This is a genomic window from Microcoleus sp. AT3-D2, assembly GCF_036705715.1.
Taxonomy (GTDB): Bacteria; Cyanobacteriota; Cyanobacteriia; order Cyanobacteriales; family Microcoleaceae; genus Microcoleus.
Window position 1 is genome coordinate 22,473 of the sequence record NZ_JAUBVE010000017.1, and the last position, 20,742, is coordinate 43,214.

Consider the following 20,742-nt stretch of genomic DNA (forward strand, 5'->3'; position numbering starts at 1 on the left):
GCAGTTGGCGCACAAGATTTAAAAGAATTCTCTGCTTTGTCATCGCGATCGCCTGTTAGTACATAAGTCCTCTCAGCAATCCAAAGTGCCAGTTTTTTAATTGTCTGTCGGCTAGTCAGTTGCAGGGAAACTCACAAAAAAATATCATTCTCAGTAACCAGCTTTCGACTATACATTCAATCCTCTTGTGGGGCGGGCTTCTAGCCTGCCCCTAAAAGCTTATTGAGAATAGTGCCCGATCTCAGGGGAAACGGAAATTGCATCCAAGGATTTCCTCCTTGAGGCCAATTGTGAAAACTGTACTGTTCGATCGCCCTAATCAATCCAACTTACCTAGATTAGACGCATCAACATCTTTTAAAGGAATGACTTATGAACTTCACAGCAAGACTCACACAAACCAGCTTACTCGGTTTAATGCTATTTGCCAGCAATCCAGCGGCAACCTTTGCTATAGGACAATCGAACACAAGCACTGCACCAACAGCGTCTCGCACTCAGTCTCCGATTGAAACCATACAAATAGCTCATGTATCCACTCCCCAAAAACAGGTGAGAGATTTTTGTGCTCGCAAAAGACAGAAAGTGGCAAACTATTTCGAGACCAGCAACTTTCGGATTTATCTGTGCTACAACCACGCTCATCAACTATATTACTACGGGGTTAAAAAGAGTAACGGCAGCACGATCGCCCTGCGTGCTCGAACTGAAGAGGGGACTGGTTACGTGGCAAAAAATGGCACCTACGATTACATCGTTACAGGAGCCAGCCTTAGTATTTATAACAAAGGCAAACGCATTCTCGAACAACGAGTGATTCGCTCCCTTTAGTATTTAAATGCGATCGCTCTTTCAAGCCCCGAATTCTTCAAAAAGCCGGGGATTTAACAGAATATCTGGCTTTTCTGCTGAGGCAGACGAAAGTTTGTATAATTTAACCTCGAATTCAAATGACCGGCGCTTCGCCACATTTGAGTTTGAGGTTAATATCGTTTCCGGTTGCATCAACATAATAAAATCGAGTCAACTGTTAACACTCAACCATTCAGTTTTTCGACTCACAGTCAACCGTCAACAGTCAACAATAATTCCGGTGCAACCGGAATTGATATAACAAGTTTCAACCGCCGAATAATCTCAAAATAAAAAAACCCTCCCCAACAAGGAGAAGGGAGGGTGAAAAGACAGTGAGAAATTTAAGTTTTTGCAGAATTAACAATAAGGAGTTACATCTTCGCCACACTCGTCAGCCAAATAACACAAAGCTCGAAAGCGCAGCCCAACCACTTGCTCGTAAAGCGGATTTAACTTGCACAGCGGCGGAATGGATAATAAAGTGCGATCGCCAATTTTAACTTCCCGCTCAAACGGACACTGGCTGGGAATAAACTTACACAGCAACCGAGCCAACTTTTGACTTTTAATTGCAGTGTTATCAAGCCATTGTTTTAGCGGATGCAAGGGGTCAAAGTGTGGCTTTTGACCGTAAGGTTGAGAATTTGTAGCGACATTAACGGCTGTTTCTTGTTTGCCAAATCCTACCCAATTTGGCAGAGTTCGGTAGGAGACTGTATGCTCAAATACGTTCATTTTGCTCTCTTCCTCTTTTATAACGAGGTGCCAAGAACTCTCTGTAGAGCTTGTGCGATATTATCTACAATCAGTATCTACAGCATCTCGTTTTGCTTTACCGGATTGAACTTCTTAAATTAATGACTTAGGGCGAGAAAAGTAGTTCCTGATTTTTTTTAGTCACGGTGTGCGATCGAAAAAGTGTCCTCATTTCAAGCCGAACAATTGATTGATAGGGTAAAAATTCTGTCTTCTACGTTCTAGCTTCAACCTTCGGTTGACTCTCCTTTTGTAGTTCAATTACAATTGTGACGCATCGAGGTGAATTATCCTATACGTGAAAATGCGGAACTTTTAATAAAACTTATCATATTTCTAAATAAGCTCTGCTGCAAACAACCCTGAAACCCCGCCCCAACTATCTTTGCTCGCGATCGCTCAGAAACTTCTACAATGAGAAATAATCGGTATCACCGCCCTCACAACCCATGAGTAACCCAGAAACCAAAGCTATCACCCGCGAATTGCAAAGCCACGCCGCCATTCTCGGTGGCTTCGTCTCCCTCCTCTGGATTATCGAAATTGTCGATGCCTTCCTGTTCGGAGGCAGGCTGGATGTCTACGGAATCCGCCCCCGCAGCCTCGACGGACTTCAAGGCATCCTGTTGATGCCTTTTCTGCACGGCAGTTTTGCTCACTTAGCTGCCAATACCCTCCCTTTAGTGACATTGGGTTGGTTGATAATGCTGCGAGAAATAAGCGACTTTTTTATCGTGAGTGCCGTCACTGTGCTAGTCAGCGGATTCGGAGTTTGGCTGACCGGCGCGCCCAATTCCATTCACATTGGTGCTAGCGGATTAATCTTTGGTTACTTCGGCTTTTTGCTGCTGCGGGGCTATTTTGAACGCAGCTTTACCTCTATTTTGGTATCTTTAATTGTCGGTTTCTTCTACGGCAGTTTAATTTGGGGAGTTTTGCCGCAGCAGCCGGGAGTTTCCTGGCAAGGGCATTTCTTTGGCTTCGTCGGCGGGGTATTAACAGCTCAACTTTTGGGGCGGCAGAAACGGCGAATTAACTAGAATAAGACTGAGGCTGCATCCTATCCTCACCTTGGTTTATTGCTCATAAATTATCTGAAAGCGTAGGTTTTTTGTCAATAAACCTGGTTTCTTGTGTAATATCAAATCCGTTAGCATCGGAATAGTAAATTCGAGTTCAGTGTTCACGGCGTTGACTGTTCACTGTTCACGGCGTCAACAGTCAACAATCAACAGTCAACATCATTCCGGTGTAACCGGAAATGATATAACAATTGCATCCACGAAAGTATGCCTAACTGCTGACCAATAATTCAACGCGGGCGGGCAAGCACACTGTAAAAACCGAACCGCAACCTAACTCGCTTTCAACTTGCATATCGCCACCCATCATCACGCAAAAGTGACGGCTAATAGTCAATCCCAAACCGGTGCCGCCATACTTGCGCGTAGTTGATGCGTCGCCCTGCATAAACGCTTGAAATAAATGCTGCAATTGTTCGGGGGGAATCCCAATGCCCGTATCAGCTACGCGAAAAATTATTGAGTCGGAAGGTTCTGCTATTTCTTGAGTGGTTAAGCTGTTATGTTTAACTCTTTCAATGCAGAGGGTAATAGTGCCCTGTTCCGTAAATTTGGCTGCATTGCTCAGCAGGTTGAGCAATATTTGACGAGTTTTGGTAATGTCCGCATACATCATTCCCAAGTCGTCACCACAATCAACTTCAAACTTATTAGAATTTTTATCTACCAAGGGTTTAACAGTAGAAACTACCTCGTCAATTAAATTAACCGGGTTGAAAGTTTCTAAGTAAAGTTCCATCCGACCCGCTTCTATCTTAGAAATATCTAGAATGTCGCTAATTAAAGATAGCAAGTGTTTGCCCGCTGTTTGAATTTTTTGCAAGTCGGGGATAAAATCTTCGCAGCCTAAATCCTCGGCGTCTTCTTTGAGCATATCGCTGTAACCAATAATCGCGTTGAGGGGAGTTCGCAATTCGTGGCTCATATTCGCTAAAAAGGCGCTTTTGGCTTGGTTGGCAGCTTGAGCTGTTTGAGCGACTTTTTGGAATTCTTCTGCTAATTTGCGCTGGGTAATATCTTCGGCAATACCGACGATGCGGTAAATTTCTCCGGTTTGGCTGCGGACTGGAAAAGCCCGATCGCGCACCCAGCAAACTGAACCGTCCGTTGGCGTAGCCCCCGTAGGGGATCGCACTACCCGATACTCCTCATCATAATCGCCCCGCACCTGTTTCTCAAAAGCAGCCTTGACGCGATCGAGATCCTCCGGGTGAATAGCATCCCAAAAAGCCTGCGGTTCTGACTGCAAACTCTGACAGCTCAAATTCCATATTTTTTCGCAAGCAGGGCTCACATAAACTAGCTGCTTTTGATTGGGTTCTCTAATCCAAAATACCTCATGAATATTTTCTGCCAACTGGCGAAACCGCTCCTCGCTAGCCCGCAACTTCTCCACAGCACTGTGAAATTCAGTCACATCCTGAATCAGCGATGCTACCCCAATGATGCTGCCGTCAGCATCAACCAAAGTCGTATTGTACCACTCGCACAGAATTATTTTGCCGTCTTTTCTGATGTTCTCGTTAAGGCTGGTAACTCCTCCTGTATTAGTGAGCAAAGTTATAGATAGTTGCCTGACATACTCCTTAGCACTTTCAGGAACTATGAGATCGACTCCGTGGCGTCCCATTGCTTCCAAGCGGTTGTATCCAAAAATTCTTTCCGCTGATAAATTCCATTCCGCTACTTCAAAGTTTAGATTCCATTCAATCGCTCCCAAAGGAGTTTGGTGAAGATGGAGAGCCAGTTTTTGCTGCGAGTTTTTCAGAGAAATAATTAATTGATTTTTATCGGCGATCGCAGATTCTACCCGATCTTCGAGAGTAGTAAACGACTCTTCCAATTGATCGGCCATCATATTAAAAGAGCGAGCCAGGACACCGACCTCATCCTCCCGCTCTACAGACGCCATCAAGCGGGAATCTACTGCCATCCCGTCCCATTCTCCCCGGGACAAAGCCTCCGCAGCCTTGCTCAGACGCCGAATCGGTACAACAATCCACCTAGAAGTCAGAGCGCCAATCGCCGTTGCCAGCACCAAAGCACCCAGACACATCACCACAGTATACCGAGTGTTGGCATTAATCCTTTCCATAAAATCGGCTTCAGGAACCGTCACCACAATCAACCAGTCAAGGCCCCTGCTGTCTGAGAGCGGTGTCACCTGTAGAAATTGCCGCTGACCGTCGATCGTAAAATCTAACTGGCGAGATCTGTCAATTTTGTGCAAATCCCCGAAGCGTTCTGTCAAATAGCGGGCAGTCGATCGAATCAGAACATTCTTGCTGCTGGCTGCCACAATCCGTTTCGGAACGCCGTTGCTAACAATAAATGGCGGTTCCAGAGTAGAATTTGCCACCAATTGCCCAGATCTTTCTACAATAAAAGTCTGTCCTGATTTGCCAATTTTTAGACCTTCCAAGAATTGATTGAGCTTGGAAAGTGTCAAGTCAGAACCCAGGACTCCTATCAGTTTCCCATCATCGCCATAGACTGGTTGAGCAGCCGTAATCGCTAGTTTGGGAGCATCAAAATAAGTATAAATTTTACTCCAAGTCGGTTTACCTGCCTGCACCGGAGCTATGTACCAAGGTCTGATGCGGGGGTCGTAGTTGAGAGTAGTTTTTAATAGCTTGGTTGATTCCCCGAACTCCGACGGCGCGTAGCTGTAAAAGTTATAGCCCGTAGATTGATTGGAAATCTGAACTTGCAACTTGCCGTCGTCGAGGCGTTCAACTCCAATAAAATCTTTTTGTTCAGAGGCGAATTGAATGTAGCTAATTTTATCAAAGGTTTTGATTTGTTTGGAGAAGTAGCGTTGCAAATTATCAGCATCCTGCACGTTCAAAATGCCGAGACGGATGGCATCTAGATTGAGCTGGTTTATTTGGTGTGGCGTTTCAATATAACTATTAATATGTTGCTGGATACGCGATGTGACTTCTGTCCGCAGTTGTGCGGCAACATCGTTGACGGCTATGCGCCCGTTCCGCAGCGACAGCCACCCCGTCAACCCTACCGCAGCGAAAGTCTGAAGGGCAAAAGGCACAACAAGGACGATGCGAATTGGCACTTTGCCCGACATTTTTAAAATCGAGTCGGTTAGATATTTGATTGGCATGGTAAAGCAGAACTATTATTAACCCACAACATTCGGGTCAAGTACAAATTGATGAGCGCAGGTTTTGAAGTTGAGATGGTTTTAGTAGGCAAAGTGCTGTTAATAACTCGGAATCTGCCGCTGGCAACTGAATTTTTAACGACTGCCACCGCCATCTTAGCGCGATCGTCCGCTTTGGGAACATTGGCGATCGAGATGAATGCAGTATCAATCCTGGACTCACTCTACACGCTCATACTATTAGAGATTTGAGATTAAAGAATTAAAGAATTGGGAAAGACTGATTCTGTAAGGGTTTAGAACTTGCATGCTGTTGCATTCTTTTTTTAAACTGGTATCTGAAACCGAGTTTTTTTAGCGTTTCGGCGGGCTGCAACGACGTATTTTCGTGAAAAAAAAAACCGATGGATGCCCAGGCGGATAGCCACCAGTGCATCCAGCACTAACAATTTTTCCACTCCTGACGCGCGCTAATCAAACAAACCGAGTTTTTAGTGGACTCATTCCTGAAATGACGTATTTTGGCGTTTCAACCCGGTTGCTGCGTCAGTTCTATTTTTCCGATAACGCTATCCAAAGTTATAAGTTTTCACAGGAACTTTAATTGATATCTCCACAAGCAGCTACTTTTGATAGAGTGCAACTTAATTCCGGCTCGGTACAATAAGCATAGTAGGATGCAACTAGCGGAGGCATTGATGATGAACGCAGTTATTGCTACTCTTGGCACTGCTCTCGGACTGAGTTCAATTGTTATCGGTTTGACCCCGGCGGTTCTCGCCCAACAAAGACTGCAACCAGCGCCCCAAAATTCGGAAACGACTTTATCTGGGGACTCCCTCAGGACTGTGGAGGACAGAACCGTAGACTCGGACTATCAAAACTTGATTGGTGAACCAGAAACGGCTGCTAATTCTGCTAGAAGAGAAAGAAGCTTGGGCGACACATTTCGCCTCAAAATCGAGGGCCCATTAGAATTTATTACTACTCCTTCGGACGCCCAGCGTCAAGGAAATCCTTTACCTCCCAAACAAACCGACAGTGGCACAGAAGCGGGAGTTCAGCTTCAGCTAGGACTTTAGCAATTTTAAATGAATTCATTTGAAGCAAACGAGCGATCGCGGAACCCCATATTTGATTCTCGGAGTTATTGTGACTGCGATCGCTTTTTTATCTGAGTTTTATCACCAGTTTTGTGCGGTTTCCATCACACCACATCCCTGATTCTCTACAGACAATTAAGATTATTAAACTTCCGATACAGACCGATTAGCTACATATCTTTACAATAGCACATAAAACTGGCGGTGAAGGTGATGGGAAAGGCTCAACTGATCGATTATTTGCGGGGAGAGTTGGCAATATCGCATTCTGCGATCGCCGTTGCTCTCCGACACGGTGAACAAGATGCCAGCGAACTGCCGATGGTTCTGTGGCAGTACGGGTTAGTGACTCTGGAACAGTTAAACCTAATTTTTGATTGGTTGGAAGCTCAGCCGGCTTAGCAATTTAAAATCCTGAGTTAAAAAATATGGATATGGGATTGCAATTTTTTAACAAATAAAGCTTGCACAAAGGGTCGTCGGAAAGTATAGGGTTAAGTGTTTAGGTTGAGGGTGGGTCTTATTTTGTCCCAATTAAAAAAATACAAATATACAGTAGGGACACAGCATTGCTGTGTCCTCATTTTTGTTGCCGCCTAAAATAAACTACCTTCATATCAAATCTGGCAGCATCGGAATTAATATTACCCACAGCTTTCGAGACGGCAGTGCCGTGTCCTCTATATCATGGCGCTCGTGCAACCGGAAACGATATCAATCTGTCGAAGATGCGATCGCAGAAGGCATCAAACAGACGGTATAAAACAAACCCCTGCAACTTTTAGGATGCCGGGGCTTGTCTTGTTTAATTTGGTGGCGGGAAGTGGATTTGAACCACTGACCTTCGGGTTATGAGCCCGACGAGCTACCAGGCTGCTCTATCCCGCGTCGCTTTCTCTCTCTAGTGGTTTCCAAAAACAAAACCCTGAAACCTTAAAGATTACAGGGTTCGCTTGAATTTGGTGGCGGGAAGTGGATTTGAACCACTGACCTTCGGGTTATGAGCCCGACGAGCTACCAGGCTGCTCTATCCCGCGTCGCTTTTTGTCTCTTTACTAATATAAACATATCTTTCTGAAAATTGCAACCCCTCCATCAAAAAAACTTTTTAGATTGTGGGAGGGGTTGCTGAAATCGGATCAGAGTCTCGATCGCCCTAAAGCATCGAAACTTCCCCGATCACCTCCAAGCGCTTGAACTCGCTGAGAGTCAGGTAAGTCTCCGAAAGAGTTTCGGCGATCGTCGGAGTAATCCACCCCAACTGCTTGAGCAAGTGAATCGCCACAGCAAATTGAGCGCGCTTTCCTCCATCCGTCACCTTAATTGCCAAGCCCATGCCTTCGCCAACGCGGCCAATGCACTGCACCCCTTCGGCGCCGGACTTGCTCACCAATTCCCCTTGAGTCAAGCGCATCAGTTCCGTGTCAAATTTGCCCTCACCGGCAACCATCATCGGGTGGTGAGTCATAGCGCGGACAATCCGCTCCATCTCCACATTGTCGCCAGAGGCCAACTTAGCGTACAAAGACGCCATTTGCCCCAACTGCAACAGATAGGTAGGAGCGCCGCAGTCGTCGCGAGCGCTGATAAACTCTTCGGCAGGCATTGCCAGCAAGTCAGCCACTTTGCCCAAAATAAGCTGCTGGACGGGATGTTTGCGGCGCAAATAATTTTCCAGAGGCCAGTGCAGTTGCTGGCAGACAGCCAGCATTCCGGCGTGTTTGCCGGAGCAGTTGTATTGCAGGGCGCTCTTTTTGCCTTCGGGAATGGGGCATTGAAGTTTAGAGGGGTCAATGTCGCAGCGCCACAGGACGTTAAATACCTGGCGCGATTGCTCGATCGTACCTTGATGGGAACTGCAAATAATCGCTAAATCTCGATCGGTCAATTCGTAGCGTTCTAAAGTGCCAGTCGCCGTCACCGCCAAAGCTTGAAAAGGCTTGAGTGAAGAACGGACAAATGAGGCCGTTTCCGAGTTACCAGCAACAGACAGAACACGCCCGCGGTTGTCGCAGACAGCGGCCTGGGCGCGGTGCCTAGATTCCACAATACCTTCGCGCAGCAATGTCACTTCCAGTTCGGGAGCTTGGGTTCGTTTTCCCCTTGTCATATCAATTTTAGATTTTAGATTTTAGATTTTAGATTGGGGCTGGTGGAAGTTATGAGTTGCGAGCTGCCAGTTATAGAGTTATAAAGTTAATCTTTCTGCGATCGTTTCTCACTCATGCACTCCGTGTGCCCTGTTGGCTGTGGGCGGCAATCTCAAAACTCAAAACTTCCTTCCATTCGCGATTACAAACAACTCCAAGTTAGTCCCCCGGCAACCAGCAATACTGTCAAACCATAAAATGTCTGCCGCAGACGCCTGAGAATTGGTTCTAGTTGGTAGTTGACAATCAACTGATCTTGAAGCAAAACTTCGGGAGTTTTAGGCCAAGATTGACAATCGTACCAGCCAGACTCTTCGTAGACGACCGTGGGATTTGAAAGGCGCGATCGCACGTAGAACCAACCCAAGTAGAGTCGCAGCAAAGCTAATCCTAGAATAAAACCGGCACCTGCGGCACCGCACAGGACAAACTGAGCTGGATACTTGCTTGGAGCAAAGCTAGAAGCAGCTATCGGCACCGATACCAAGCAACTCCAAGCCCACACCCAAGCTAGTTTTGCCAGGTATCCGGGCCAATTGAGTGTTACCCAGCTAAAAAACCAGGATTCTTTAAGTTCTTGGTATTCATTGATCGGTCGCTGTTCTTGCGGAACGGGACAAATAGAAGCAGAAACGTTTTTCACATTAGCCATCCTCACGGCGCGGGGGAAAAGTCAATGCGTTCGGCGTGTCCCCAGAACGCTTCTAAATTGTAGAACTCCCGCTCTTGAGGCTTCAAAATGTGAATGATCGCGTCGCCATAGTCCATGACGACCCAACTAGCGTCTGATAGGCCTTGTGTACGCAGTGGCAAGCGTTGCCACTCTTCTTCAACTTGGTCTGCTATCGCTTGGGAGATGGCTCGTACCTGCACGTTGGAAAATCCGGTGATGATCGCAAAGTAGTCTGCCAAATAGCATACTTCTGCCACCCGGAGTAATACAATATCTACTGCTTTGCGGTCATCGGCTGCTTGGGCAACGGTCATGATCAGGCCGTGGGCTTCGTCTGGGGAGGTGCCGTCGGTTGTTGTAGACTGAGCCCTGGAGTATTCGAGTTGGGTTAGATCTGACATTCAGTGTTTAATTTCCTAATTGATACGGTAAGGGGGAATCGGTGCGCTTTCGCGATCAATTGTTGGCAGTTTGAGACGGGAAATAGGAGTTAGGTTGAAGCCAAAAGTAAGGACAGGATTGCTGATAAATTTTACTTTTAACTTGTGATTTGTTCGATCAACTTCTGGGTCGAATTTCCTGTTTCCTGCGATTCGCGGGCCATTTGCAGCGCCCAATTCCGCGTAAGTACGGTGCGGGGGTGGATGTAGCAGCGAGTTTCTAGCAAATATTTAAGAGAATAATCGCTAGTTTGCCACACGGCTGCATAAAGATTTTGCAAGCTTGCCTCGCGCAGTGCTTCTAGTTGGGGTGTGTTGCCGCGGCTCGGCTCTATGGTATCTGCTATGAATACGGTACAACTGAGCTGGCTCATGTTTGGTCTGCCGAGGGTGTGATTGGCGATTGCGTCCAAAATTTCTCGATCGACCACCCCGAATTCGTCTCTGGCGACGATCGCGCTGGCGTCTGCGTGCAGCAAATGCGGGTGTGCTTCCAACACTGAGTCTAACTCTAAACCTTCCTTCTGGGCCATTTGCAGCAGCAGTTGAGGTTTGAAGTATTTTGCCAAATCGTGCAACAAACCGGCCGATCGGGCTTTTGCTTCGTCGAGGCCGTAATGGCGAGCCAAGTCACCTGCTACTTGTTCGACTCCGAGGATGTGTTTGATCCGGGCAGCAGGAACGCGCTCATAGAGCCAAGCTAGGACGTTTTCGCGCGCGGGTGCAAGTGCCAAGTATTAACTCCAAAATTGTACGATCTAATATTTTTATTTTAGCGTTTTGTTTCGATCGGCTGCTTGTATGGTTTATTTGGTGTTTGGGGAAGTGCCGGCGCGGGCGATATTGGTAGGTGCTGCGGTGCTGTTGTTCGGGGTTGCGATCGGCACGAAACAGGGAAGGTGCAGAGTTTTGCAGATTTGATGGCGAGGCAATCGCGCGTAGGTTGACAGCCCTAATATACTGTTTATTAAGTTAAGGTTGCGACTGCTTTCTTCTAATATCATTAGGTAAAAACTTCTCAATTTATTCATCAGAAAATGTCATTTCTTCATTTGATTTTAAGGCTTGGCTTGCCTTGTCATAAGCTTTGCTATTTGTTCGCGGTGCATTTTGATAAACTGAAGCTAGTTGATTTTGCAGTTCATCTCTTTTCGCCTGGATTTGGTTTAAGGTTAAGTTGTTTAATTTTATATCTGTGAGAAGAGACAAGTAAGATTCTCTGATACTCCACATTTTCACGGCTGTATCTGCATGGCTTTTCGCTATTTTTCCTAAATCATAATCTTTGGCATAAATAGTTACCCCAAAAGAAGTGTAGATAACAGAGTACAATAATTATTCCCCATCTTTGAGCGACAAATATGCTTGTTAACAAGCTGGTAGTTGTCAAAGCCGATAAAACAATTTCAGTTGTTTTTAATGCTTTAAGTTGTGCAGCATAAATATCAGCACATTTTTCGTGAGTTTTGTGAGTCCACACGACCCTGCCATATAGCAATCCGATTTGAGTCTCACAACAAAACGCCCTCTTGTCTTCCTAGACTTCTTGTATAGCAAGACTTTCAGATTTTACAGATATAGAAAATCACTTAGGATTGCTATAGCACTCTCTGATTTGAGATTCCAACACAGTTACATCGCTATTATTAGCTGGATTAGATTGGGAAGACTGTACCATAAATTTCTCTCCATTTTTGATTGGCAGACCAGCTCATTTGCTTAGATTGATATTCTATCGCTTCTAGGGCTAAATTAAAACAGCGCTTTGCGTTATACTCAAAACTTCCTTTCCTCCATATATACTGATTGCTCCCTACTGCTAACCAATACTCTTGTTTGGGATTCTGACAAGCCAAATATTCAAAAAAATCCCTGACGATCCAGTCATAGTAAACATAAGAGTTTTCTTTATAAGACCAATTTGTTAAAAATTTACAAGCTAATGTGTCAATTAAAAGCCCCCCCATAGGAACGTTCCAATAAGTCTTCCATACTCTTGTCATCCTACATAAATTAACCAGATTACCCTTGGTTAAAATATTGTTGATGTTGATGCTTTCAATTTCTGGTCTGGGATTTGTAATTTTCCATTTACCTCCAGCATTTGAATCTGGATAAGTAAAACTATAATCTGTGTTTTCAAAAGCAGGGACTACCTCAAATCTCATGCCATCTGAAAAAGAAACAACTACAACTTGGCCATCTCCACTTACATCTGTTGCAGAATATCTATTTTTAATAGAATTTTTAACAGCCTGCAAAAGCGCAGATTGACCGTTATAGGCATACTTACTATAACGCTCATACAAAGAATATGGCAAAATAAAAATCATGTCTAAATCACTAAATCCTCTTCTGGCCGTGCCTCGACCATAAGAACCAACATAAAGGCTGTGGTTAGTCTTAGAATTTGAAAGCCAGAAGTCTGTGTTAAGACGTTGAGTAATTGTCTCGTACCGGTCTGAAATATCACTGCGATTATTCACGGTTAAATAATCGCAGAAAAGTTTAAAATCTTCGCCAACACCCATGTTTATAATTCTCCTTTAAACGCTTTGTCGAGGATAGATGGCAGCAGCGCATCCAGTTCGGTGGCGGTTTCGACTTGCAGGGGCTTGAGGGCCTCTACTTTGGATTGTAGGTTGTCGAGGTAGGCGACGATGCGGTGTTTTTCGGGGAGGATAGCCCTGGCTAAACTATTTTTTATCTCAACGTCTGGGTACTCAACGCCGTGCAATAGTAAATTCATTTGAGTCAGCATAAATGGCAAGGGCTTGGCTTCAATTCCAGACAAACTTGATTGCAGAATCTCCCAATCTTTAGGCTGACATTGTGCCTTGAGATGTTCGTAAGCTTGTACCAAAAACCCAGCCGTGCCGCAAGCCGGGTCATGGATAGTTTCACCCATTTGTGGGTTAAGAACTTTCACCATAAACCGCACTACCGGCCGGGGCGTGTAGAACTCGCCGGAATCTCCCGCAGCGTCCCGCATCTCTTTGAGCATAGACTCATAGAGGTTGCTAAGGATGTTCACTTCTTCTGAGTTATCGAAGTGAAGATCATTAACCTTATTCACCACATCTCGCAGCAATCCGCCGCTAATCATGCGGTTGGTGACATCGTTAAAAACTTGACGGATGACATCTTTGCGATCGCGCCCCGTCGCACTTTGAAGACTCCGCAAATAAGCGAACAAACCAGGGCTTTTTGTCCCGTCCCGCAGCGTTACCTCATCATTGTTATAGCCTTTACACTCAATTTGTATTAGGACAAGGTATTCCGCTCTCATTAATGCTGAGCATTATTATCCCTCCTCGACTGCATTAATGCCTGACTATTTAACATCTCTTAACTCCCCTCATTTGCCATGAGGAGTGAAATGAGGGTATAAATTTTTGTCTCTCATCAAACTGTGGCAAATTCTGTCAAAGGTCTTTTGCTAGGATGATGAAACCCGAAAACAATATCGCCCTTAGAAATTCCTGCTGCTAGTAAATCATCAACTACGCACAAATTCGTCCAATCTTCTTCCACTCAAATTTTACCATCTTTAATCCGAAGATACATGGTAATGTGACGGAGCCGTTTTTTGCCATCCCAGCCCGAACGAAACCATAGATAGTGATCTCGTTTTTCGTCAAATGCTAGACGATGCTCTGGCTCTAATTCATCTACTGTGATCGCCCCTTGGACGGTCATTTCATAATATCCAGTCAATATTTGTTTAATTGTAGTGCGATAGTATTCTAATTTATCCATTCCAGAATTTCCTCCTTTGCCATTTCAACTACCATTAACAAAACCTGATTTTCATTAGTAATTACTTCGATCGACTTGCGTTTAAAGAAATCTTGGTATACGATATCATCAATTGCCAAATAGAGCCTGTATTCTGGAGCCGTGAGTTGAATCAGATTTCGGTAGACAATGTATTGACCGAGTGCGCCGTGAAAATCATACAAAGCGCGATCGCCCAATAAAGCTCTTAATTTCAACAACTATTTTTTGTCCTTGGCGTTCTGCGGCGATCGGCTTTTCTGCTGCTATATCGGCATACAACTCCGCATCCTCATATTTGATGAAGTACGGGTCAGCCGTAATTCTCCAACCATCTTTTAGCAGGGCATTTTTAACTGCATTGTGATATGTGTCTTTGGCAGGCCTTGTAAAAACAGTTAAATATTAATCGCTCTTTAAATACAGTAAATACATTATAACTCTTAAGATTCGGTTTCACCAAGAAACAAATAAAGGTCGGTACTCACTAACCTAATGAGCTTATTATTTCGGCAAAGGCTGCAACAGCTTATCACCATGACTCGCTGCCACCGCCGCAAATAAAGCTTCATAATGATTCAAAGCTTCCTCAAATCCGTAATTCTCCACAGCATAATTTCTGCCTTGGTCGCCCAACGCATCCACCTTGGCAGGGTGCAGGTACAAATCCTCAACAGCCTCAGCCAAAGCCTGCGGATCTTCCGGCGCTACCACCACCCCGCCACCGCTTTGCTGCACTGCTTTCTGGGCCGTACCGGTTTCGGGAACCGACGCCAAAATAGCCCTGCCGCTGGCGAGAATTACTTGAATTTTTGAAGGCATATTGAAGTTAGTAACGCGGCGCTTTTGTACGACTAAACTAACATCAGCAGCAGCTAACAATTCGGGCAATTTTTCTCGCGGTTCAAATGGTAGCAGCATTACATTATTAGCTTTGTAAGTTTCGCAATCTTGTTGCAATCGCGCCAAGGCTGTTGATTCCCCCACAATTACAAAAGCAATTTCGGTTATGTGTTTCAAACGAGCCGCTGCTTGGACAACTGTTTGCAAGCCTTGAGTTAGGGCAATATTGCCAGCATAGAGAACTACAAATTTGCCCTTGAGTTTGTGAGTTTCTCGAAATGAGTTACTTTCCTTGGGTAAGGGCCGAATGAAATTAACATCCACCCAATTGGGAACGCAAACTATTTTTTCGGGGGGTACTCCCTGAGAATGCAATTTTTTGACAAAACCGCTGTCGATGACGCTGACTTGGCTGGCTGTGTGGTAGGCCAATTTTTCCAAAGCGTCAGCAATGCGAACTAGCAGTCCGTTTTTTTTGACCAAGCCGACGCGCACGGCTGCTTCTGAGACGATATCCTGAACGTTGAGGACGATCGGGCAAGCGCGAATCCAGCCGTAAAAAGCGACTGGGACGCAAATCGGTAAAGGGGGCATTGTCGAGAAAATCACGTCGGGACGCCAGCCTCTGAAGGCTTGGACGGCGCTGGAGACGACAAAACTCCCGTCTAGCACAAGTCGGTCTAGGAGGCTGGGGTGGGGGCCGTTGACGCGCAGATAGCTGCGCTGAATTGTGACGCCGTTGTGTTCTTCGGTGAGGTAAAATTTGCCCTCATATTGCGGATAAATCCGGCGCTGGGGATAGTTGGGCATTCCTGTGACGACTCGGACTTGATGCCCGCGCTTGACTAAGCCTTGCGCTAATTCTGTCATCAGGGGGGCAATGCCGATCGGCTCTGGATAGTAGTTATAGGAATAAATTAGAATACGCATAATATTTATTTTGAAGCAAATTGTCCTGCAGCCGCGTGCATCGAGCCTGCACCCGCAGAATTGCAGACGATGTGGTTGGGTTCCAGGTAGGACAATAGGGGGCGAGGGGATCTTCCACTCCTTGCGAAAGAAGCCGCCCTTACCGGGCGGGTATCGCGCCCTCAGCTAATGTTTTTTCGCATTACCAGGCAGTTGCGGCGATCGTCGGTACGGATATAGCGAAGATCGTCTGTGAGCTTGTACATGAACACCAGTCCCCTTTCTCCTTCTCTGTCCAAAGGATCGCGCTGCTCTTGCATAATCGAGTGCAGCTTTGCTTCTAAGTTGAAGGGTTGACCCCTGTCCCAAATCCTAATTTCTAAGTAATCGGCAAACACTTTTACCTCAATGTCTATGGGCGTTGTGGAGGGCAAGTTCTGGTGAGCGTGGCGGACAGCGTTTGTAAAGCCTTCGTTGATTATCAGCCGGCACTGCCACCAAAAATCCGCTGGCAGCAGGGGCAAAACGATATTCTCCAACCATTCCAAAACGGATGTTAAAGCATTCAGGTCTGTTTCAACCTGAAGGTGCGGCTCGGCCTTTGGTTGCTTGTCTTTCATCTTTCTTCCCCCTGGTCGGCCCCCACCACCGCTGTACTCAGCGCCGGAGGGAGAGAAAAAGGAGGGCAAGGTCTTGGCAACATATTAGTTAAGTCAAGCTTGAGTTGAAGAAGCCCGTTTTGCCTCAAGGTGAGCATTCCTTTCGCACCATTTACTCGCACAGCAAATGAGAGACTTCCGATACTGTAACCCGCCTCGGTAGGGCGTTTAAATAGGGAAAATTCCCGAGTCAGCTTGCGAGGAAGTGATTTAAGCTTCGACCGTGTTAGCAGTCGCTACTTTTCTAAACACAGGTTAGTTCTTCTCGTCCTCGAAAATCATGCTGGGATCATTCGAGTATGACCTCGAACTGGCTAATTGCTAATTATTAATGCTCTAATTGCAGAGCTGGCAACTAGCTGTGCATTTTCTGGGCGTGTGAATTTTAACACTTAATGCTAACGTAGCTATCGTTAGCGATCGTCTGCTTGACTAAGTATCAAGTTCGAGTTCCCGCCCCCCGTTGGCAACAGCACCTCAAAGTTCAGCGGTGGGTTGTTGAGGGTTGCTACACAGCGCCACTATTTTTGTTAAACAGGACTGTTACAGTTTTGACAATTAGTTTGAGGTCATACACCAGGCTCCAGTTTTGTTGGTATTTTAAATCTAAACGGATGACATCTTCAAAATCGCGGACTTGAGAGCGACCGTTGACTTGCCATTCCCCTGTCATCCCGGGTTTGACATCCAAACGCTGCCACTGAGGGACTTCGTAGCGCTCAACTTCGTCTGGAGTAGGCGGTCTAGTGCCGACCAGACTCATTTCGCCTTTGAGAACGTTCCAAAACTGTGGCAGTTCATCGAGGCTGGTTTTGCGTAAGATGCGCCCGACTTTAGTAATCCGCGGGTCGTTGTCATTTTTGAAAAATGCGCCAGAAGCCTGGTTTTTGATTTGGGCTTTCATGGCTTCGGCGTTGGTACACATCGATCGAAATTTCCAAATCCGAAATTCTCTGCCCATCCAGCCACAGCGGGTTTGACCGAAAAATATCGGGCCTGGATCGTTGATAGTGATGGCTGCAGCTATAGGTACGAACAAAATTCCTGTAATCATCAAACCGACGATTGCCCCAACGATATCTATCAGCCGCTTCACCCACGATTGCACTGAGGGGTGGGTCATCGGTAGGTGATTGTCCGAGGGGTTAGTCTCTGTGGGAGTTGAGGTTGCAGAGGGCTGCTCGATCGTCAGCACTTGATCTAGGCTGGTGAGAGCAAATACTGCCATCACCTGCGGCTTGAGGCTTTGGAGCACCAAGTCGCTGCCACGCTGTTTGGCAAATTTCAGATTGCTGACTAAAGCACCGATCCCGCTACTGTCGATGAATGTCGTCTGACTGAAGTCTAGGACAATCTTGCTGGGAACGGTGGTGCTTTCCGAAAAAAGTTGCTGGCAGGTTGTCTTGAAGTTTACGGCTTCAAGTACGCTCAAGCGCACGGGTATGTGAACTGAGGGAATCTCGTCCGAGTAAGTTACCCGAAAATCTGCCTCTGGGGTTTGACTGACCATGAAGTCCTGGTTTCAAATTTCAAGCTGATGTCTTTAGCCTATTCTGTCCTAGCAGCTCCCCCTTTACCAAATATTATGGTTAACAAAAGGCTAGCTTTATACAAACTTTACAAAAACGCCTGCAAACTCGCCCGCCGAGAATGATATCAAAGGCAAAAATAGACTTGAGTCTACCAGTGCCTGTTTTGGCGCAAAGATTTTTGAACGCAGTCGCGGCCCAACTTTGACATCGGAATCAAGATTTTTGTGGATTCAGGCCGATTAATGTTGTCGTTAATCATTTTGGTGTCTCTCTTGCACCGGATAACCATCGCAGTTAACAGTTAACAGCTAACACAGAAGTTAACAGTTAACGGTTAACTGGAAAACCCCCGTAACAAGCCTCGGGGGATGAGGTTAAGAATTGTAGACGTTTTCTGACTGGGAGGTTTCGCGGGTGATGGGTTTGACTTTGGCTTTGGCTTTGGCTGCGTTGCGTTTGAGGGCCTGGAGACGAGCTTCGTATTTAGCCCGCTGCTGTTTTTTGGAGGTTTGCTCGATTAATGTTTTTAAGGCGCTGCCGAGGCTTTTGTAGGCGTTTGGGAGAGTGTAGCCGAAGCGGGTTGCCAGGGCGAGGGCTTTTTCGTCGGCGTCTACTGCTTCTTTTAAGCTTTTCTCTCCGTTGTTTTTTTGGTAAAGTCTCCAGCCGGAGACGCCGCACAGGGATAGGGCTAGTAACAGCAGCAAGCCGTCTTGCACCCAAAGTTCGCCGACAGCGCCGCCTAAACCAATTGCGAGGGCTGCCATTTCCCAACCGTCTCTGGGAATGGTGTCGTTTTGGATTCTGGCGACTTCGTGCCAAAATAGGAGGTTACGCTGATCCATTGCTAGCTGTTCCCAGCGGATCAGGTCTATTTGGATTTCTACCTGGTCTTTGCCTATTTCTTCGCTGCGGATCAGAGTAGGATTAACTTCTATTGTTTTTTCTACTGTTACCCAACTTTGGAGTTCTGGGGGCAGTATGTTTTTCAAGCGCCGGATCTCACTCATCTCGGCTCTTGCTGTAGAGGTTGCATAGGATGTCATAGCTCCGGCCTATTGATTTTCCAAAGGTTAATATGTGTCTATTTCTGGAGTATAGCAAACCTTGAATCCAAATATAGTCGAGTAACGGGGGTCGATCGACCAATACTTGCAAATTTACTTGATTTTAGTCTCAGGGGGCGATCGCAACTGCCGACTCGATCCTTGACTTTCGACTATTTCATCAACAGTTCGATTTTTTGTCGCAATTTCGACCAAGCCGACAAAACTTCCGGCTGAGAAGTTATGCCTTTTTGAACTAAAACAACTGCGTCAAATACTTCAGAAAATCCCTACAAACCTCGCCGTAGAGCTTCATCGGTAAAACGCACTCCCCCCCGAACTATACCCTGTCAATCGGAGCTTTTAAAGTCTTCTGCTGTAAATGCCACAACTCATAATCCACAGCTAATTAAAAAAAATGGCGACAACTCAATCCGTGTAATATGAGTCTAAAACCTTCTTTTCTCGTCCATTATGGGATATCTTTTTAGGGTCAATAAAGTTGTGCAACTCTTCTTTTTGTCCCAACATCCTCTCTTTTTTTGCCTCGTTTAACATTCATTTTTTCTCTTTTTTTGCTACATGAGCGCGATCGCCCACAGTCGGGTATTCTATCGCGCTCATGTAGCGAGTGGGAGCGTCCGCTGCTGGCACTAACTACTGGTCTACCCCTTTTCATTCTTGCAGCGGATATCACCACTTTTAGGAGATTTATACACATCATTCAGACGCGATTTAAATAATTAAAGTGACTTAAGAAGACCACTTTCCAACTGATAAATTGCTGCCATGATTCCGCTTTCAGGATTTGTGAGCAGGGACTTTTTGACATCTTTTAAGTATTCTACAATGTGTGCCCGCAAAATCGGTCTTTCTACTTTGACTGTGTGATTGTAATCCCACAAATCCCAGATGATAATCCCGATGCCAACAATCGGGTCGATTAAACTTACTCCCAACTGACTAGCAACTGTACCGCCTGTTTTTGTGGCTACCTTGGCTGCGGCTTTGCTGGCAACTTTTGCCGTAACTTTGCTGCCAACTTTAGCTGCTACTCCCAAAATTAATGGTTTAGCAATTAAGTAGCCGCTGCCGCCAACTAAGACTTTTAATGATAAATTCGAGACATTTCCTTTGTCGCTAATTGTGGTGGCAATATCGTTCAGGTATTTGTCCCACTGTACTTGCGGTATATTATAATTGTTTTGAACAACTTTCACATTCTTGCTAACTTCTGATATGTACAAATTAGCAGTATCTTGAGTGATTAATTGAAATCGCAGTTGAGCGTTTTTGGGTACCAGCACGCGGTTAGCAAATTCTCTTTGAAAGTCTTCGGTTAATTTTTCGGAAACAGCACGAGAAGCTGCTGTCATATCAAATCTGTTGAGTACGGCAGATTTCACGAAATTAAAAGGTACGGCAAACTCCATCTTTTTTTGAGTGAAGTAATCAAAGTACCAATCGAGGAAACTGTTGTCTACTCGTGCAATTACTTCGCTTTCCCATTTGTCCAACTCTTTTGATGCGAAAGTTTCGGCTGTTATATGGGATTGTTGGATAGCCTTTTTAATGTCTTGGTTGACTTTGCTAAAATCGTGTGGCGGCGAGACTACAACTGCTGTGGTTCCGGTATTTGTTAGTGACTGGGAAATTAGAAAGTTACCTAATAGGGGAATGATGACTACTAAAATTACGATCGTCCAAATCATCGGTGTGACAGTTTTGATAAACTGACCGATAACTCTGAGACGTTCTGTTTTCTCTGAATAGCTAATTTCTTCTTTGTCTTGACTCAT

The 20,742-nt window shown here is 45.6% G+C and carries 23 protein-coding genes, 2 tRNA genes and 1 pseudogene; 5 read left to right on the forward strand and 21 right to left on the reverse strand.

Annotation, left to right across the window (positions count from 1 at the left end):
* The first annotated feature begins 372 nt into the window (after positions 1 to 372).
* Entirely contained in the window at positions 373 to 831 is a 459-nt protein-coding gene (locus tag QUB44_RS10255; RefSeq protein ID WP_333366320.1) for a hypothetical protein, read from the forward strand.
* Between the two features lie 381 nt (positions 832 to 1,212).
* On the opposite strand, the gene QUB44_RS10260 is transcribed toward QUB44_RS10255, so the two are convergent.
* Positions 1,213 to 1,590, reverse strand: coding sequence for a Mo-dependent nitrogenase C-terminal domain-containing protein (locus QUB44_RS10260; protein WP_333048531.1), 378 nt, complete (start codon positions 1,588 to 1,590; stop codon positions 1,213 to 1,215).
* A gap of 470 nt (positions 1,591 to 2,060) precedes the next feature.
* On the opposite strand from QUB44_RS10260, the gene QUB44_RS10265 reads away from it, so the two are divergent.
* Complete coding sequence (locus QUB44_RS10265) at positions 2,061 to 2,651, forward strand: rhomboid family intramembrane serine protease (RefSeq protein WP_333366324.1); 591 nt, start codon at positions 2,061 to 2,063, stop codon at positions 2,649 to 2,651.
* Positions 2,652 to 2,904: 253 nt separating this feature from the next.
* Here QUB44_RS10265 and QUB44_RS10270 read toward each other — a convergent pair whose 3' ends face one another.
* Entirely contained in the window at positions 2,905 to 5,814 is a 2,910-nt protein-coding gene (locus tag QUB44_RS10270) for a PAS domain S-box protein (protein WP_333366326.1), read from the reverse strand.
* A 51-nt stretch (positions 5,815 to 5,865) separates the two neighbouring features.
* On the opposite strand from QUB44_RS10270, the gene QUB44_RS10275 reads away from it, so the two are divergent.
* From QUB44_RS10275 to QUB44_RS10285, 3 genes are all read left to right on the forward strand, one after another.
* The gene (locus QUB44_RS10275; RefSeq protein WP_333366329.1) at positions 5,866 to 6,066 is read left to right on the forward strand and encodes a hypothetical protein; all 201 of its coding nucleotides are present in this window, start codon (positions 5,866 to 5,868) and stop codon (positions 6,064 to 6,066) included.
* Positions 6,067 to 6,512: 446 nt separating this feature from the next.
* Positions 6,513 to 6,896, forward strand: coding sequence for a hypothetical protein (locus QUB44_RS10280; protein ID WP_333366332.1), 384 nt, complete (start codon positions 6,513 to 6,515; stop codon positions 6,894 to 6,896).
* Between the two features lie 234 nt (positions 6,897 to 7,130).
* A complete protein-coding gene (locus QUB44_RS10285; protein ID WP_333366335.1) occupies positions 7,131 to 7,319 on the forward strand; it encodes a DUF2949 domain-containing protein in 189 nt (62 codons plus the stop codon).
* A 409-nt stretch (positions 7,320 to 7,728) separates the two neighbouring features.
* Here the strand turns inward: QUB44_RS10285 and QUB44_RS10290 are convergent.
* The 19 genes and pseudogenes from QUB44_RS10290 to QUB44_RS10375 all read right to left on the reverse strand — a co-directional run bounded on the left by QUB44_RS10290 (position 7,729) and on the right by QUB44_RS10375 (position 20,742).
* A tRNA-Met gene (locus QUB44_RS10290) sits at positions 7,729 to 7,805 on the reverse strand.
* 72 nt (positions 7,806 to 7,877) lie between these two features.
* Positions 7,878 to 7,954: transfer RNA gene (locus tag QUB44_RS10295), tRNA-Met, on the reverse strand.
* Positions 7,955 to 8,073: 119 nt separating this feature from the next.
* Complete coding sequence (locus QUB44_RS10300; protein ID WP_333366338.1) at positions 8,074 to 9,027, reverse strand: asparaginase; 954 nt, start codon at positions 9,025 to 9,027, stop codon at positions 8,074 to 8,076.
* 182 nt (positions 9,028 to 9,209) lie between these two features.
* The gene (locus tag QUB44_RS10305) at positions 9,210 to 9,719 is read right to left on the reverse strand and encodes a CGLD27 family protein (RefSeq protein ID WP_333058566.1); all 510 of its coding nucleotides are present in this window, start codon (positions 9,717 to 9,719) and stop codon (positions 9,210 to 9,212) included.
* Between the two features lie 2 nt (positions 9,720 to 9,721).
* Positions 9,722 to 10,141 carry a ribosome silencing factor gene (rsfS, locus tag QUB44_RS10310; RefSeq protein WP_333366341.1) on the reverse strand — a complete coding sequence of 140 codons (420 nt, stop codon included), beginning with the start codon at positions 10,139 to 10,141 and terminating at the stop codon, positions 9,722 to 9,724.
* A 137-nt stretch (positions 10,142 to 10,278) separates the two neighbouring features.
* The gene (yqeK, locus tag QUB44_RS10315) at positions 10,279 to 10,914 is read right to left on the reverse strand and encodes a bis(5'-nucleosyl)-tetraphosphatase (symmetrical) YqeK (protein ID WP_333366344.1); all 636 of its coding nucleotides are present in this window, start codon (positions 10,912 to 10,914) and stop codon (positions 10,279 to 10,281) included.
* Between the two features lie 72 nt (positions 10,915 to 10,986).
* Positions 10,987 to 11,184: a hypothetical protein gene (locus QUB44_RS10320; RefSeq protein WP_333366347.1), complete on the reverse strand. Its 198-nt coding sequence runs from the start codon at positions 11,182 to 11,184 to the stop codon at positions 10,987 to 10,989.
* A 19-nt stretch (positions 11,185 to 11,203) separates the two neighbouring features.
* Positions 11,204 to 11,512, reverse strand: a complete 309-nt coding sequence (locus QUB44_RS10325) for an SLATT domain-containing protein (RefSeq protein ID WP_333366350.1) — start codon at positions 11,510 to 11,512, stop codon at positions 11,204 to 11,206.
* Positions 11,457 to 11,660: a hypothetical protein gene (locus QUB44_RS31130; protein WP_445299886.1), complete on the reverse strand. Its 204-nt coding sequence runs from the start codon at positions 11,658 to 11,660 to the stop codon at positions 11,457 to 11,459. Before QUB44_RS31130 ends, QUB44_RS10325 begins: the two co-directional genes overlap by 56 nt.
* Positions 11,661 to 11,835: 175 nt before the next feature.
* Positions 11,836 to 12,711 carry an SMODS domain-containing nucleotidyltransferase gene (locus QUB44_RS10330; protein WP_333366354.1) on the reverse strand — a complete coding sequence of 292 codons (876 nt, stop codon included), beginning with the start codon at positions 12,709 to 12,711 and terminating at the stop codon, positions 11,836 to 11,838.
* 2 nt (positions 12,712 to 12,713) lie between these two features.
* Positions 12,714 to 13,469: an N-6 DNA methylase gene (locus QUB44_RS10335; protein ID WP_333366356.1), complete on the reverse strand. Its 756-nt coding sequence runs from the start codon at positions 13,467 to 13,469 to the stop codon at positions 12,714 to 12,716.
* Between the two features lie 116 nt (positions 13,470 to 13,585).
* Positions 13,586 to 13,939: pseudogene (locus tag QUB44_RS10340) on the reverse strand (XisI protein).
* Positions 13,927 to 14,178 carry an element excision factor XisH family protein gene (locus QUB44_RS10345; protein ID WP_333366359.1) on the reverse strand — a complete coding sequence of 84 codons (252 nt, stop codon included), beginning with the start codon at positions 14,176 to 14,178 and terminating at the stop codon, positions 13,927 to 13,929. Before QUB44_RS10345 ends, QUB44_RS10340 begins: the two are co-directional and overlap by 13 nt.
* Positions 14,135 to 14,302 (reverse strand): element excision factor XisH family protein, encoded by a 168-nt coding sequence (locus tag QUB44_RS10350; RefSeq protein ID WP_333366492.1) that lies wholly within the window; start codon positions 14,300 to 14,302, stop codon positions 14,135 to 14,137. Before QUB44_RS10350 ends, QUB44_RS10345 begins: the two co-directional genes overlap by 44 nt.
* Positions 14,303 to 14,461: 159 nt before the next feature.
* On the reverse strand, positions 14,462 to 15,730 hold the full coding sequence (locus QUB44_RS10355; protein WP_333366362.1) for a WcaI family glycosyltransferase: 1,269 nt from the start codon (positions 15,728 to 15,730) through the stop codon (positions 14,462 to 14,464).
* A 161-nt stretch (positions 15,731 to 15,891) separates the two neighbouring features.
* Positions 15,892 to 16,329: an ATP-binding protein gene (locus QUB44_RS10360; protein ID WP_333162512.1), complete on the reverse strand. Its 438-nt coding sequence runs from the start codon at positions 16,327 to 16,329 to the stop codon at positions 15,892 to 15,894.
* 547 nt (positions 16,330 to 16,876) lie between these two features.
* A complete protein-coding gene (locus QUB44_RS10365) occupies positions 16,877 to 17,878 on the reverse strand; it encodes a sugar transferase (RefSeq protein WP_333366364.1) in 1,002 nt (333 codons plus the stop codon).
* A 396-nt stretch (positions 17,879 to 18,274) separates the two neighbouring features.
* Complete coding sequence (locus tag QUB44_RS10370; protein ID WP_015178535.1) at positions 18,275 to 18,943, reverse strand: DUF3318 domain-containing protein; 669 nt, start codon at positions 18,941 to 18,943, stop codon at positions 18,275 to 18,277.
* A gap of 743 nt (positions 18,944 to 19,686) precedes the next feature.
* Complete coding sequence (locus QUB44_RS10375; protein WP_333366367.1) at positions 19,687 to 20,742, reverse strand: hypothetical protein; 1,056 nt, start codon at positions 20,740 to 20,742, stop codon at positions 19,687 to 19,689.